10 protein-coding genes are annotated in these 15,183 nt (G+C 72.2%); 6 read left to right on the forward strand and 4 right to left on the reverse strand.

Features of this window, described 5'->3' with window-relative positions:
• Positions 1 to 64 precede the first annotated feature (64 nt).
• Together ASD90_RS12090 and ASD90_RS12095 are read right to left on the reverse strand one after the other, a co-directional pair.
• Positions 65 to 2,068, reverse strand: coding sequence for an acyl-CoA dehydrogenase (locus tag ASD90_RS12090; RefSeq protein WP_157623172.1), 2,004 nt, complete (start codon positions 2,066 to 2,068; stop codon positions 65 to 67).
• A gap of 23 nt (positions 2,069 to 2,091) precedes the next feature.
• On the reverse strand, positions 2,092 to 2,820 hold the full coding sequence (locus tag ASD90_RS12095; RefSeq protein WP_056756593.1) for a TetR/AcrR family transcriptional regulator: 729 nt from the start codon (positions 2,818 to 2,820) through the stop codon (positions 2,092 to 2,094).
• Between the two features lie 98 nt (positions 2,821 to 2,918).
• On the opposite strand from ASD90_RS12095, the gene ASD90_RS12100 reads away from it, so the two are divergent.
• From ASD90_RS12100 to ASD90_RS12110, 3 genes are read left to right on the forward strand one after another with little or no spacing between them, the layout of a single operon-like run.
• Positions 2,919 to 4,214, forward strand: a complete 1,296-nt coding sequence (locus ASD90_RS12100; RefSeq protein ID WP_056756595.1) for an acetyl-CoA C-acetyltransferase — start codon at positions 2,919 to 2,921, stop codon at positions 4,212 to 4,214.
• A gap of 2 nt (positions 4,215 to 4,216) precedes the next feature.
• A complete protein-coding gene (locus ASD90_RS12105; RefSeq protein WP_056756596.1) occupies positions 4,217 to 5,536 on the forward strand; it encodes a 3-oxoacyl-ACP reductase in 1,320 nt (439 codons plus the stop codon).
• A gap of 7 nt (positions 5,537 to 5,543) precedes the next feature.
• The gene (locus ASD90_RS12110) at positions 5,544 to 6,401 is read left to right on the forward strand and encodes a MaoC/PaaZ C-terminal domain-containing protein (RefSeq protein WP_056756600.1); all 858 of its coding nucleotides are present in this window, start codon (positions 5,544 to 5,546) and stop codon (positions 6,399 to 6,401) included.
• Positions 6,402 to 6,496: 95 nt separating this feature from the next.
• Here ASD90_RS12110 and ASD90_RS12115 read toward each other — a convergent pair whose 3' ends face one another.
• Complete coding sequence (locus tag ASD90_RS12115) at positions 6,497 to 7,465, reverse strand: GNAT family N-acetyltransferase (RefSeq protein WP_157623173.1); 969 nt, start codon at positions 7,463 to 7,465, stop codon at positions 6,497 to 6,499.
• Positions 7,462 to 8,349 carry a GNAT family N-acetyltransferase gene (locus ASD90_RS12120; RefSeq protein ID WP_056756606.1) on the reverse strand — a complete coding sequence of 296 codons (888 nt, stop codon included), beginning with the start codon at positions 8,347 to 8,349 and terminating at the stop codon, positions 7,462 to 7,464. Before ASD90_RS12120 ends, ASD90_RS12115 begins: the two co-directional genes overlap by 4 nt.
• Before the next feature lie 237 nt (positions 8,350 to 8,586).
• Here ASD90_RS12120 and thrS point away from each other — a divergent pair, with 237 nt between their 5' ends.
• The 3 genes from thrS to ASD90_RS12135 all read left to right on the forward strand — a co-directional run bounded on the left by thrS (position 8,587) and on the right by ASD90_RS12135 (position 15,122).
• Positions 8,587 to 10,572: a threonine--tRNA ligase gene (gene thrS / locus ASD90_RS12125; RefSeq protein ID WP_056756609.1), complete on the forward strand. Its 1,986-nt coding sequence runs from the start codon at positions 8,587 to 8,589 to the stop codon at positions 10,570 to 10,572.
• Positions 10,573 to 10,758: 186 nt separating this feature from the next.
• Positions 10,759 to 14,046, forward strand: coding sequence for a GH92 family glycosyl hydrolase (locus ASD90_RS12130; RefSeq protein WP_056756612.1), 3,288 nt, complete (start codon positions 10,759 to 10,761; stop codon positions 14,044 to 14,046).
• Between the two features lie 494 nt (positions 14,047 to 14,540).
• Positions 14,541 to 15,122, forward strand: a complete 582-nt coding sequence (locus ASD90_RS12135; protein WP_056756616.1) for an HIT domain-containing protein — start codon at positions 14,541 to 14,543, stop codon at positions 15,120 to 15,122.
• Positions 15,123 to 15,183: the final 61 nt, after the last annotated feature.

Consider the following 15,183-nt stretch of genomic DNA (forward strand, 5'->3'; position numbering starts at 1 on the left):
GACCGCGCCGGACGGCTGACCGCGCCGGACGGCATACGACCCCCTGGACGTGTGGTCGGGCCGGTCAGGCGGTGCCCGACATCTCGGTCGTGAGCAGGCCGTCCGGGATGCCGAACGCGTCGACGAGCGTCAGGGCGTGCGGACGCAGCTGCGCGCAGACGTCGTTGACGAGGGCGGTGAGGGCCTTGGCGCGCGCCGGGCTCAGCCGGTCGTGCTCGAGGTACCACGCCTTGTGGCGCTCGATCGTGGACAGGGCGAAGAGGTCACAGACGCGGGCCAGCACCGCCCGGGCCTCCTCGTCGGTGCAGGACTCGACGGAGGCGGCGAACGTCTCGGCGACTGTGCGCTCGACGTGTGCCGTCGCTGCGTCGACGAGGTGGTCCTGAGTCGCGTTGAAGACGGCGAACGCGTCGGCCCCCGGCGCGGTGGCACGGCGCAGGCGCCGGGCCAGGCCCTCGAGGAGGTGTTCCTCGCGCTCGCGCAGCAGGCGCAGCTGCGTGCCGCGGATGCCGAACGTGACGTCCTCCTCGCGCCCGGGCGCGGCGTCGACGAGCCGCTGGATGATGCCCCGCGCCGAGGACCGCTCGATGACGGTGCCCCCGACGAGCCGGGCGCCGAAGCGCACGATGCCGGCCGTGTCGAGGTCGCCGAAGGTCGCCTGGTAGTCCGCGAGGAGCGACTTGGCGACGAGCTGGAGCAGGACGGTGTTGTCACCCTCGAAAGTCGTGAAGATGTCGGTGTCGGCCTTGAGCGCGGCGAGCCGGTTGGCCCAGAGGTAGCCGGCGCCACCGCACAGCTCGCGGCACTCCTGGATGGTGTCGGTGGCGTGCCGCGTCGTCAGCACCTTGATGCCGGCGGCCCGGGTCTCGAGCTGTCGCTGGTCGTGCTCGGAGGTCGAGCGCCCGGCGAGCACGTCGTCCATCGCCGAGACGAGCTCGTGCTGGGCGAGCTGGAGGGCGTATGCCGTCGCGATCCTCGGCAGCAGCCGCCGCTGGTACGTCCGGTAGTCCAGGACGATGGTCTCCACGTCCGTGTCGGGAGCGGAGAACTGCCGGCGGCCGGCGGCATACGTCGTCGTGACGGCGAGGGCCGAGCGCGCGGCGGCACCGGCCCCGCCCGCCACGGAGATGCGCCCGCGGACGAGCGTGCCGAGCATCGTGAAGAAGCGGCGACCGGGGTTGTCGATGGGGCTCGAGTAGGTGCCGTCGTCGCCGATGTCGCCATAGCGGCCGAGGAGGTTGGTGCGGGGGACCCGGACGTGGTCGAAGAGCAGGCGCCCGTTGTCGACGCCACCGAGCCCGAGCTTGGGGCCGCAGTCCTCGATGGTGACGCCGGCCGCGGTGCCGCCGTCCTCGCCCCGGATCGGGACGAGCACGCAGTGGACTCCGCGGGACTCTCCGTCGACGACGAGCTGGGCGAAGACCGCCGCGAGCCGCCCGTCGCGGGCCGCATTGCCGATGTAGTCCTTGCGCGCGGCCGGCTCGGGGGAGTGGACGACGATCTCGTCGGTGGACGGGTCGAAGGTCGCCGTCGTCAGCAGGCTCTGCACGTCGCTGCCGTGGCCGGTCTCGGTCATCGCGAAGCAGCCCTGGAGCTCGCCGGAGGTGATGCGGGGCAGGAGGTGGTCGTGGCGGCTCGTGCCGAGGAGTGACACGGCACCGCCGAAGAGGCCCCACTGGACGCCGGCCTTGACGAAGAGCGAGAGGTCGGTGTGCCCGAGCATCTCGAACGCGGCCACGGCCTCGCCGTAGCGTGCGGTGCCCCCCTGGCGCTCGGGGAAGCCGTGGGCGGCATACGGCTGGCTCGCCAGGGCCGCCAACTGCGTCGTGACCCGGGAGCGGTGCTCGTCCATCGGCAGCGGCGTCGTCGGCGGACCGAAGGTCGCCGGGTCGAGGGCGCGGCAGTGGTCGCGGACCTCACCGAACGGGCCGTCGAGGTGGTCACGCAGCGCCGTGGTCAGCGCGGGGCCGGCGACGGCTCCGGAGCGTCCGATCGGGGCCAGGTGCTCCTGGGCGGGTGCGGGGAAGTCAGCGGGGGAGCCTGTGGGGGAGCCTGTGGCCGTGGACATCTCGGTGCCTTCCGGTCTGGACCTCAGAGGGTCGAGGTGGTCGGTGGGGACGATGCGCCCCCGGTGGTCGGTGAGGTCGCGGTGCGGGCCGTGAGGACGGGGGCGAGCCCGTGCCACGCGAGGTCGGTCAGGGAGTCGACGACGGCGGCCCGCGGGGCCCGGTCGGCCTCGGGCGTGGCGAGCCAGTCGTCGGCGACTGCGCGGACCGAGCCGACGAGGGCGATCGCCCAGGTCCGGGCCCGGGACGGGTCGGTCGCGGGGGACCGGAGGGCCTCGAGGAGCAGACCGGTCAGCTGGTCGGTGACCTGGTCGACGGTGCCGCCCACCGGGTCGTCGGCGAGCGGCCGGTCGACGAGCGGTCGGTTGACGACGAACCGGTAGACCTCGGTGTCGGACTCGACGAGGGCGAGGTACGCGTCGACCGTCGACGCGACGAGCTCACGGGTGTCGGCGGGCGGGGTGCCGGGTCCTCCGAGGGCCGCACCGACGTTGCCGACGACGCGGCCGTCGATGCGCGAGGCGACCGCGCGGTACAGGCCGGCCTTGTCGTCGAAGTGGCGGTAGATGACGGTCTTGGACGTGCCCGCCTCGGCAGCGATGTCGTCCATCCCGACGCCGGCGCCGTGGGTCCGGATCGCCCGGATGGTCGCGTCGACGAGCGCGGTTCGGCGCTCCTCGCGGTGGCGCTCCCAGCGCGAGTCCCGCCCGTCCCGAGGGGCGGCCCGTCCCGGGGGATCCACGTCGTTGTCCATCTCACGAAAGTAACAGGTACTTGCTGTATCGACTACTGCGGGTTTCGGATAACGTGGTCGAGAACGACAGGTCAGACACCCCACAGCAGGAGAGACCCATGGCTTCCCAGTCCACCCCGCGCGCACCGCGTCGAGTCGCGGTCCTCGGGGGCAACCGCATCCCGTTCGCCCGGTCCAACGGCCCCTACGCCAAGGCGTCCAACCAGGACATGCTGACCGCGACCGTGGACGGCCTCGTGGCCCGCTACGGGCTCGCCGGAGAGCGGCTCGGGGAGGTCGTGGCCGGCGCCGTGCTCAAGCACAGCCGCGACTTCAACCTCACGCGCGAGACCGTCCTGGGCACGCGGCTCGACCCGACGACACCGGCCTACGACATCCAGCAGGCCTGCGGCACGGGTCTCGAGGCCGCCGTCCTCGTCGCCAACAAGATCGCGCTCGGCCAGGTCGACGCCGGCATCGCGGGTGGCGTCGACAGCGCCAGCGACGCCCCCATCGCCGTGAGCGAGGGCCTGCGCCAGACGCTTCTCGCCGCCAACCGGGCACGGTCCGCGGGAGAGCGCGCCAAGGCGCTCGCGGGCCTGCGTCCGGGTCACCTCGTGCCGGCCATCCCCGAGAACGTCGAACCGCGCACCGGCCTGTCGATGGGCGAGCACATGGCCCTCACGGCCGCACAGTGGGGCATCCCGCGCGAGGCCCAGGACGAGCTCGCCGCCGCGAGCCACCAGCACCTGGCCGCCGCCTACGAGCGGGGCTTCTTCGACGACCTGGTCACGCCCTACCTCGGTGTCTCGCGCGACACCAACCTGCGCGCCGACTCCAGCGTCGAGAAGCTCGCGACCCTCAAGCCGGTCTTCGGCAAGGGGGACGGCGCGACCATGACGGCCGGCAACTCGACGCCCCTGACCGACGGCGCGTCGGCGGTCCTCCTCGCGAGCGAGGAGTGGGCCGCCGAGCACCGGCTGACGCCCCTGGCCTGGTTCGTCGACGCCGAGACCGCCGCCGTCGACTACGTCCACGGTGACGAGGGTCTGCTCATGGCCCCCGCCTATGCCGTGCCGCGTCTTCTCGCGCGAAACGGCTTGAGCCTGCAGGACTTCGACTTCTACGAGATCCACGAGGCCTTCGCCGCCACGGTCCTCACGACCCTCAAGGCCTGGGAGGACCCCGACTTCTGCCGCGCACGCCTCGGTCTCGACGCACCACTCGGCTCGATCGACCGGAGCCGGCTCAACGTCAACGGGTCCTCGCTCGCCGCCGGCCACCCCTTCGCCGCCACGGGCGGGCGCATCGTCGCCTCGCTCGCCAAGCAGCTCAAGGAGGCCGGCGGTGGCCGTGGCCTCATCTCCATCTGCGCTGCCGGTGGGCAGGGCGTCGTCGCGATCCTGGAGGCGTGAGCATGAGCGACCTCTTCACGACCATCGTCCGCTCGCCCGTGGCCCGGAAGGTCGGGGTCCCGCAGCCGACCCGGCTGCGCCGCTTCGAGCCCGGTATGCCGCTCTGCGAGGGGCCCGTGCTCGTCGCCGGCGACGGCCGGTTCGCCGACGGCATCGCCGCTTGGCTCGGGGGCGCCGGGGTGCCCGCGGTGTCCACCCCGCCCGGTGAGGGCGACCAGGTCGGCGCCGTGGTCCTCGACCTCAGCGCCGCCACCGACCCGGCCGAGCTCGACCAGCTGCGACTGCTCGGCGCCCCTGCCGTCAAGGCGCTCAAGCGCAACGGTCGCGTCGTCGTCGTCGGCACCGACCCCACGACGCTGACCGACGTGGCCGCGGTGACGACGCAGCGTGCGCTCGAAGGGGTCGTGCGGTCCGTCGGCAAGGAGCTGCGTGGTGGGGCGACCGCGAACCTCGTTCTCGCACAAGGGGATGCCCACGACGGAGTCCGTTCGGCCGTCGAGTTCCTCCTCTCCGGCCGGTCCGCCTACGTCGACGGCCAGGTCATCCGTGTCGACGACTCGACGAGCGGTGACGTGGACGCGCTGCGTCCTCTCGAGGGCAAGGTGGCCGTCGTCACCGGCGCCGCGCGCGGCATCGGGGCCGAGATCGCCCGCGTGCTGTCGCGGGACGGCGCGACCGTCGTGGCCGTCGACCTCCCCGCCGCCGGTGACGCCCTGGCCGCGGTGGCCAACGACGTCAGGGGCACGGCGCTGCAGCTCGACGTCACGGCCGACGACGCGGGCGGCCGGATCGTCGAGCACGCGACGGCGCGGCACGGGGGCCTCGACATCGTCGTGCACAACGCCGGCATCACGCGGGACAAGCTCTTCGTCAACATGGACGACGACCGTTGGCGCAGCGTCATGGAGGTCAACCTCCGTTCGGTCCTGCGGATGAACGAGGCGATCCTCGGTGAGGGAGGCCTCGCCGACGGCGGCCGCATCGTGTGCGTGGCCTCGATCGCGGGCATCGCGGGCAACCGGGGCCAGACGAACTACGGCGCGAGCAAGGCCGGCGTCATCGGTCTGGTCACCGCCCTGTCACGTCAGGTGGCCGACCGCGGCATCACGGTCAACGCGGTCGCGCCCGGCTTCATCGAGACCGAGATGACGGCGCGGATCCCGTTCGCGACGAGGGAGATCGGGCGGCGCATGAACTCCCTCCAGCAGGGGGGCCACCCCAAGGACGTCGCCGAGACCATCGCGTGGTTCGCCCAGCCGGGTGCGGCCGCCGTCACGGGGCAGGTGGTCCGCGTCTGCGGCCAGAGCCTGCTCGGGGCGTGAGGGCGCGATGACCAAGGACATCACGCTCGAGTCGGCACCGGACCTCCGCCGCATCTATGCCACGGCCGCCCTGCGCCGAGGCAACGCGAGCGACACGCTGCCCGACGTGCGCTGGTCGCGGGCGGGCGTACGCGTCGACGTCGACGACCTCGTCGCCTACGCACGCGTGTGCCGGTTCCCGGTCTCCGGCACCCTGCCGCCGACCTACCCCCACCTCGTCGCCTTCCCGGTCCAGATGGTCGCCATGAGCGGCGACCGCTTCCCGCTCCCGCTGCTCGGTGCCGTCCACGTCGAGAACCGCATCGACGTCGTCCGTTCCGTCGACGTCGACGAGCCGCTCGACGTCTCCGTGTGGGCTCAGGACCTCCGGCCGCACCGCCGCGGGCGTCAGGTCGACCTCGTGTCCGAGGTGACGGTGCGTGGCGAGGCAGTGTGGCGCGGGGTGAGCACCTACCTCTCGCGCGGCGCCGAGCACCCCGAGGCCGAGCCGTCCGAGCCGCCGTCCACGGACCCGCTCGCAGCCGTCACGGCGGGGCCGCTGTGGCGCCTCGGCGAAGGCACCGGACGCGCGTATGCCGCCGTGTCGGGCGACTGGAACCCCATCCACGTCCACGCCCTCACGGCCAGGCCGTTCGGCTTCCCGAGCGCCATCGCCCACGGGATGTACTCCTACGCAAGGGTGCTCGCCTCACTCGGGCCCAGACTGCCGGAGGCCGGGCTCACCAGCCACGTGTGGTTCCGCAAGCCGGTGCGCCTCCCGTCGTCCGTCCGCCTGCGCACGGCGTTCGAGGCGTCACGCACGCTCTCGGTCCTCGAGGACGCGAAGGGCGAGATCGGGCACGCCGTCGTCGAGAACACCTGGTGACCCTCCCACCCGTCGACAGGACGTGAACGGCCGTCGGTCCGCGGTCGAGAGGCCACTCCTCGTGACGAGGGGTGGCCCTCGACGGTCCGAGCAGGTCAGCGCTCCGGCAGGTCGAGCGGGCGCGCCAGCCGGTGGACGCCGCTCCGCACGACGTAGCCGAGCTCCCGGTTGATCCGGCGGATCCCGTGGTTGTGCTCCTCGTTGCTCGTGCGGCTGGAGGTGGCCCCGGCTGCGCGGGCGGCGAGGTGGGCCCGCTGCTTGACCAGGACCATCAGGCCGCGACCCCGGAAGGTCGGGTCCACACCGCTGTAGGCGATCGAAAGCGTCGCGTCGTCGACCCCGCCGAAGGTGATGGCGGCCGGCGTCCCGTCGACCCGGGCGACGACGCCGATCGGGGTCTCGCCCGTGGCGATGAGGCTGCGCAGCTTGGCCAGGTCGAACACCCACCCCTGCGCGGCCTCGGGGTTCGTCTGGCTCGCCAGCAGCATCCGCTCCACCGCGTCCGCGTCGTCGAAGACGAGGTCGGGCACCTCGTGCAACGTCACGCCTGGCGGCGGCTCCGGCTCGGGCAGGGCGGCGAGGTCGAGGACCGACTCGATCGAGTGCTCCGCGACCTCGAACCCCCAGTGGTGCGCGACCGCGAGCGAGCGGGGGTCGTCGTCGAAGGTGCCGCCGACGAGGTGGGTCGTCCCCTCGGGGAGCTGCTCCAGCAGGCTCGCCCTCAACGCTCGCCCCACACCCCGCCCCTCGTGCTCCCGGGCGACGATGACCCGCAGGAACGACCGACCTGACGGTGCGAAGCGCGGGTGCGCCGTGAACCCCACTCCCAGCATGACCCCGTGCCGGTCGACCGCCTCGACGGCGACGAGCCCGTCGAAGAGCTCCGGCGAGGTGAACATCCATCCGACGTCGGTCCGGGTGACGTGCACCTGACGGGCACAGACGAGATCCAGGGCCTCCTCCTGTCGTCGGGCCGGAAGGGGAGCGGTGCGCAGCTCCGAGGGGTCGGGTGGCACCGCCGACCACCGGCCCTCGAACCCGACGACCTCTACGGGTTCCATCACGACGGCTCCTTCCGCCAGACCCAGTTGCGCCTGTCGTAGACCTCGACGAAGCCCGACCGCAGCATGTTGTGCAGCGACGGGTTGTGCGCCCCCTCGAGCTCCTGCCACGTCTCCGCGCTCATCCACGAGCACCCCGCGGCCCGTGCCGCGTCGATCCGCATCCGCATGAAGGCCGACTGGGCGCCGCGGCCGCGGGCCTCGGGCAGCGTCGCCGCCCCGCAGAACGCGGCCGCCGGCCCCGCGACGTGCAGGCTGGCCGAGGCGACGAGCTCGTCGCCGTCCCAGGCGCCGTACGCGGTGAACCCGGGACCATCCGCCCCCGCAGCGGCGAACATCGAGAGCAGGTGCGGCTCCGGCGGCATGCCGAAGCCGGCAGCGAAGACGCGGGCGTAGGCGTCGGCGTCCTCGGCCCCGACCGCGTCCACCCGGAGGTCGGTGCTCGACGTCGTCGACGGCGCGTCGGCCGGGCGCAGCAGCTTGGCCCAGACGGAACCCCCGACGATCCCGTGGTGGGCGCACACGTCGTCCCAGTCGTCCGGCAGCGCGGATGGAGCGACCTGCAGGCACAGGGCCGGCGCCCCCGCCGAGGCGTAGAGGTCCACGAGGTGGGCGACGAGGTCCTCGCTGACGGGCTCGGTCACACCGAAACCGAGGGCCTTGTTCCAGTAGCCACCGGTCGGGTCGCCGGCCATGACGACGGCAACGCCGCCGGCGACGCGCTCCGACCGCATGCCCAGTGCGGCCTTCGCCTCGGTCGGCGCGCTGTCGTGGAGGGCGATCATGAACTCCGCCTCGGCCGTCTCCGCCAGGGCGACCGCTGCCGCGGGATCGAGCCCGAGCCTCTCCCACCCGGGGACGGGCTGCAGGGACGGGCTGTCGGTCATCTGCTCCACGGGCGTGCCTCCCTCTGTCGGGGCGCGCTCCGAGCGGGCCGCCCGGGTCACCAGTATCCGCCCGGCGGGGCTTCTGCGGGGCACTTCGCACCGGCTCGGAGGACCCATGACCAAACCGTGTCGCCCGCCTCGCCGGCGCCTCGATACCCTTGCACGAGCCGCCCGCAGCGGCGCCACCCACGACCCGTCGCCCGCCGGCGGGTCCCTGTCGAACGAGGAGCACCAACCGTGTCTGCACAGATCACCGTCACCGTCGCCGGAAGCGAGCGATCGGTTGCGGAGCAGACGACGGCGGGTGAGCTCTTCGAGGGTGACCGCGCCGTCGTCGTCGCGCGCGTCAACGGTCAGCTGCGCGACCTCTTCCACGTCCTCGCCGAGGGCGACGTCGTCGAGCCCGTGACCGTCGACAGCGAGGACGGGCTCGCCGTCCTGCGTCACTCGACGGCCCACGTGCTCGCCCAGGCCGTGCAGCAGCTGCACGCCGACGCCAAGCTCGGCATCGGCCCGCCGATCCGCGACGGCTTCTACTACGACTTCGACGTCGAGACGCCCTTCCACCCCGATGACCTCAAGGCCCTCGAGAAGGCCATGCAGAAGATCATCAACGAGGGCCAGACCTTCTCACGCCGCGTCGTCACCGACGCCGAGGCCCTCGAGGAGCTCGCCCACGAGCCCTACAAGTGCGAGCTCGTCGGGCTCAAGGGCGGCAGCGCCGAGGAGGCGGCCGAGGGCGCAGGCGTCGAGGTCGGGGCCGGTGAGCTGACGATCTACGACAACATCCGCCGCGACGGCACCCGCGCCTGGGGAGACCTGTGCCGCGGTCCGCACATCCCGAGCACCAAGCTCATCGGCAACGCGTTCAAGCTGATGCGCTCGGCCGCGGCCTACTGGCGCGGGTCGGAGAAGAACCCGCAGCTGCAGCGCGTCTACGGCACCGCGTGGCCGACCAAGGACGACCTCAAGGCGTACCTCGACCGGCTGGCCGAGGCGGAGCGCCGCGACCACCGCCGCATCGGGGCGGAGATGGACCTCTTCAGCTTCCCCGACGAGCTCGGTTCGGGTCTCGTCGTCTTCCATCCCAAAGGCGGCGTCATCAAGCGGGAGATGGAGGACTACGTCCGCCGTCGGCACATCGAGGAGGGCTTCTCCTACGTCGGCACGCCGCACATCAGCAAGGAGGGCCTCTTCCACACCTCTGGCCACCTGCCGTACTACGCCGACACGATGTTCCCGCCCATGGAGCTCGAGGGCGTCAAGTACCAGCTCAAGGCGATGAGCTGCCCCATGCACAACCTCATCTACCAGTCGCGTGGCCGCTCCTACCGCGAGCTGCCCCTGCGCCTCTTCGAGTTCGGCGGCGTCTACCGCTACGAGAAGTCCGGCGTCGTGCACGGCCTGACCCGTGTGCGTGGCATGACGCAGGACGACTCGCACAGCTACGTCACCAAGGAGCAGGCCCCGGGCGAGATCAAGCACCTGCTCGACTTCTGCCTCGGGCTCTTCCGCGACTTCGGCCTCGACGACTTCTACCTCGAGCTGTCGACCCGCGAGACCGAGGGCGAGAAGGCGGACAAGTTCATCGGTACGAACGCCCAGTGGGAGGAGGCCACCGCGGTCCTCGAGCAGGTGGCCACGGAGTCGGGTCTCGACCTCGTGCCCGACCCGGGTGGTGCCGCGTTCTACGGGCCGAAGATCTCGGTCCAGGCCCGAGACGCCATCGGCCGCACCTGGCAGATGTCGACGATCCAGTACGACTTCAGCCAGCCCGAGCGCTTCGGCCTCGAGTACCAGGCGGCCGACGGCTCGCGCCAGCAGCCGGTCATGATCCACTCGGCGAAGTTCGGGTCGATCGAGCGCTTCCTGGGCGTCCTCGTCGAGCACTACGCCGGCGCGTTCCCGGTGTGGCTCGCCCCCATCCAGGCGCTCGGCGTGCCCGTCGCGGAGGACTACGCCGACTATCTCGGTGAGGTGCTGGACCGCCTCAAGCGCAAGGGAGTCCGCGTCGAGCTCGACGCGAGCGACGACCGCTTCCCGAAGAAGATCCGCAACGCGAGCAAGTCGAAGGTGCCGTTCACGCTCATCGCGGGCGAGGAGGACCGGGCCGCCGGCGCCGTCTCCTTCCGCTACCGCGACGGGTCGCAGAAGAACGGCGTGCCCGTCGACGACGCCATCGCCGAGATCCTCGCCGCGATCGAGAGCCGCGCGCAGGTCTGAGCCCGCCACCGTGCGGCGTATGCCGCCGGGCCGGGTCACCCTCCCCGGTGATCCCGCTCGGCGGCATTCGTCCGTTCCTGTCCGATGTCGCACGTCCATCGGACAGGACACCGGTCACCGGTTGACCGTCGCGCCGGTCGTCACGAGTCTCGGGCAGGACATCGTCGTCGCCCGTGAAGGAACCCCATGCGCACCGTGCTCCGCTCGCTCGGCACCGCCGTCCTCGCCGCCGCCGTCCTCGGCCCCCTCCTGCCCTCCGGGGCACCACCCGCCCAGGCGGCCGCTCCGCCCGAGAGACTCGTCGACGCGGTCAACCCGTTCATCGGCACCCAGGACAACGGCAACACCTTCCCGGGTGCCAGCGCCCCGTTCGGCATGGTCCAGGTGAGTCCGGACACCGGGGGAGAGGGCGGCTACGACCACTCCCAGACCGCCATCTACGGCTTCAGCCAGACCCACCTCTCGGGCGTGGGGTGCCCCGTCGTCGGCGAGCTGCCGGTGATGCCGACGACGGGCGCCGTGACGACCGTCGACCCGAGCCGCTACCGGTCCACCTACAGCCACTCCGACGAGGAGGCCGAACCCGGCTACTACCGCGTCGGGCTGCCGACGCACGGCGTGCAGGCCGAGGTGACGGCCACCGACCGCACTGGCTGGCAGCGCTACACCTTCCCGGCGGACAAGCAGGCCAACGTCCTGCTCAACACGGGCAAGGCCAACATGCGGGTCTTCGACTCCGAGGTGCACGTCGTCGGCGACCGGGTCGTGGAGGGCCGCATCCACGACGGCAACTTCTGCGCCGGCAAGGACGAGCACACGGTCTGGTTCCGGGCCGAGTTCGACCGGCCCTTCAGCTCGTTCGGCACGTGGAGCGGGTCGACGCTGACGTCGGGAGCCCGGGACGCCTCGACGAAAGACGGCGGCAACGGCGCCGCGGTCACCTTCCCGACCGGCACGACGTCCGTGACGATGAAGGTCGCGCTCAGCTACACCGGCCCGGACGGTGCCCGCGCCAACCTGACGAGCGAGTCCGGTGACTCGTTCGACTTCGACGCCACCCGCGCCGGTCTCGCGCAGCGATGGGAGTCCGAGCTCGGCAAGGCGCGGATCACCGGTGGCGCGCCGGAGCGGCGGACGGCGTACTACACCGCGCTCTACCACTCGCTCATGCACCCGAACCTCGCGTCGGACGTCGACGGTCGCTACCACGGCTGGGACGGGGCCGACCACGTCGCGCAGGGCTACACGCCCCGCCAGAACTTCTCGCTGTGGGACACCTACCGTCCGCAGAACCAGCTCCTCGAGATCCTCGCCCCCGACGTCGCGCGCGACTCGTACCTCTCCGTGCTCGCGATCGGGCGCGAGGGCGGGTGGCTGCCGCGCTGGGCCCTCGTCAACAGCGAGACCAACATCATGACCGGTGACCCCGTGACTCCCTTCCTCGTCGAGGGCTGGAGCAAGGGCTTCCTCGCAGGACACGAGGCGGAGGCGTACGCCCTGCTCAAGCAGAACGCGACCGAGCGGCCGCCGGCCGACAGCCAGTACAACGGCCGCTCCGGTCAGCACTGGTACGAGAAGCTCGGCTACATCCCGTTCGGCCTCGACGTCGGCACCGACTGCGTCTCCCACGGCGGCGACAACGACTGCGCCCACCCGGCCTCCGCGACGATGGAGTACGCCGCCGCGGACGCGTCCCTCGCCCTCATGGCCAAGGGGCTGGGCCACACGTCCGACGCGGCCATGCTGACCGAGCGCAGCGGCTGGTACCGCAACCTTTGGGACGCCGGCACCCAGACGTTCCGTCCGCGCCTGGCCGACGGCACCTGGCTCGACCCGTACGACCCGGTCGAGGCGTCGCACGCCTTCCACGAGGGCGGGTCCTACCAGTACCAGTGGCTCGTCCCGCAGGATCCGGCCGGCCTCACGCACCTCATGGGTGGCCGGGCGGCGACCGAGAAGCGCCTCGACGACTTCTTCGCCTACCCGAAGCTGCTCGCCGACCCGGCCGGCACCGCGCGGACCGACTGGATCGAGGCGACGTACGCCTACTACAGCAAGCCCACCTACAACCCGAACAACGAGCCCGACCTCCTCGCGCCGTACGTCTACGCGTGGGTCCAGCAGCCGGCGAAGATCGCGACCGTGGCCCGCGCCGCCTTCACCCTCTTCACCGCCGGACCGGACGGTATGACCGGCAACGACGACCTCGGCACGATGTCGGCGTGGTACGTCTTCTCGTCGTGGGGGCTCTACCCGACCATGAGCGGCTCGAACGTCTTCGTCGTCAACTCACCGCAGTTCGAGCGCGTCGACATCGACGTGGCGACGCCGACGTCGGTGCAGACCGGCCAGGGCGGGTCGCTGACGATCACCGCCCCCGGCGTCACCGACGAGCGGCGCTACGTCCAGACGCTGACCGTCGACGGAACCCGCACCACGAAGAGCTGGGTCGGTTGGGACGCCCTGCGCCGGGGCGGGTCGGTCGCCCACACGGTGGGGACGACGCCGAGCCGGTGGGGCACGACGCCCGCCGACGTGCCGCCGTCCGCCGTGCAGGCCGGCCGGGACCCGAGGCTGTCGCTCTCGATGGCCGCGCGACCGAGCCCCGTGGTCGTCCCGACCGGCGCGCGTGAGGCACGCCTGGCCGTCGACCTCGTGGGTCAGGCGCCGATGAGCCTGCCGGTCGACGTGTCCGTCACGACTCCCTCCGGGTGGTCGGCCGTCGTGGGCTCGGGTGACGACGGTGCCGCGGTGCTCCACAGCAACGGGGTCCCCGCGAGCACCACGGTGCCCGTGACCCTCCGGCTTCCCGCCGGCCTCGGGGTCGGCGACCACGAGGTGGTCGTGACCGCCACGGCGCCCGGTCTCGAGCCCGTGACGCGGACCGTGCCCGTCCAGGTGCGCGAGGCCCTCGACTGCGTCGGCGACGCACCCGGCTGCGCGCTCGACCTGGGGCCTGCCCGCAACCACGACGGCACCGCGACCGTCGCCGCGCCCAGCGAGGGCAACTTCGACGGCAGCGGCTGGAGCTACGACGCCGCACTGCTCCCGGTGCCGGGCCCGTGGGTGCATGACGGCATCACGTATGCCGCGCCGGTCACCTCGGGCACGACGCCCAACTTCGTCGAGGGGCGGGGCCAGACATTGCTCGTGCAGTCCGGGAGCCGGACCGCGATCCACCTCGTCGGCTCGACGCACAACGGGGACGTCACGACGGCCGTGCGCCTGACCTACACGGACGGCAGCGTCCAGTCCGTCCCGGTCGCCCTGACCGACTGGGCCGCCGGCAGCGGGCACAACGGCAACACCGTGGCGATCGCCATGGACCACCGGATCAAGGGTGGCTCCGGCGTCGACGGACCTCCTGTCCAGATCTTCGGCACCACCGTCGCCGTCGACCCGGCACGGCAGCTCCAGGCGGTCACTCTGCCCGCCGACGACCGCTTCGAGGTGTACGCCCTCACCCTCCGCTGAGGGGCCCCGCCGGCCCCGGCAGTGGCTGACGGGGGGTCGACGAGCCCGATGGTGCGGCGTGTCCGGGCGACACGCCGCACCGCCCGGGACACCGTGAAGAAAGTGCCGACAAGGGCTTGCGCGCCGGCGTCGGCGGAGTTACAAATGAGGGACCGAACCGCTTCGGCGGATCGGTTTCCGAATCGCTTCGGCGAGGACGAACCGAAGGCCCGGGAACTCATACTTCCCGGGCCTTCACCCTCCTTCGCGCCCGTGCGCCAGACGATCCCGTCGACGCCGCGCGCGTCCGAGGATCCCGGCCCTGCGGCTCTCACACCCGCAGGGCTGTTCCACGTCCGGGACCCGGCCCGGGGGGTCCGGGGACGACGAAGGCCCTGCGGTCTCACACACCGCAGGGCCGACTCCATTGAACCCAAGGTCGGGTGCCGGAGGGAAATCGACACGCGGTCGGGCCGCCCTCGCTCGTGGCTGACGGCGTCCTAGGATCAGTCACCATGACGACGCAGGGGAGTGGCCCCACGCCGGCGGGTGGCAGCCCCGCCCCCGAGCCGGCGACCGACTTCGCCCGCGTCGAGGACGGCTTCGAGCGGCTCTGGACCCCGCACCGGATGGCCTACATCCTCGGCGACAAGGCCACCGAGGAGGCCGGGCACGGCTGCCCCTTCTGCAGCGCCCCGGGCAAGAGCGACGAGGAGGGCCTCATGGTCCACCGCGGCGAGCACTGCTATGTCGTGATGAACCTGTTCCCCTACAACCCGGGACACGTCCTCGTCTGTCCCTACCGCCACGTCTCCCTCTACATCGACCTCACAGACGAGGAGACGGCCGAGTTCACGGCCCTGACGAAGCAGGCCGTGACGGCGCTGCAGTCGGCGTCCGAGCCGCACGGCTTCAACCTCGGGATGAACCAGGGTGCCGTCGCCGGGGCCGGTGTCGCGGCCCACCTGCACCAGCACGTCGTGCCGCGCTGGAGCGGCGACTCGAACTTCCTGCCGATCATCGGGCAGACGAAGGCGCTGCCGGTCCTCCTCGAGGACACGCGCACGCGGCTCGTGGCCGCGTGGTCGGCCGACTGACGGGCCACCCCACCTCCTCGTGCAGGTCACGGACGCGCCACGGTGCGTGCGCCGGCGCCGA

This window comes from Terrabacter sp. Root181 (assembly GCF_001428505.1).
GTDB lineage: Bacteria > Actinomycetota > Actinomycetes > Actinomycetales > Dermatophilaceae > Terrabacter.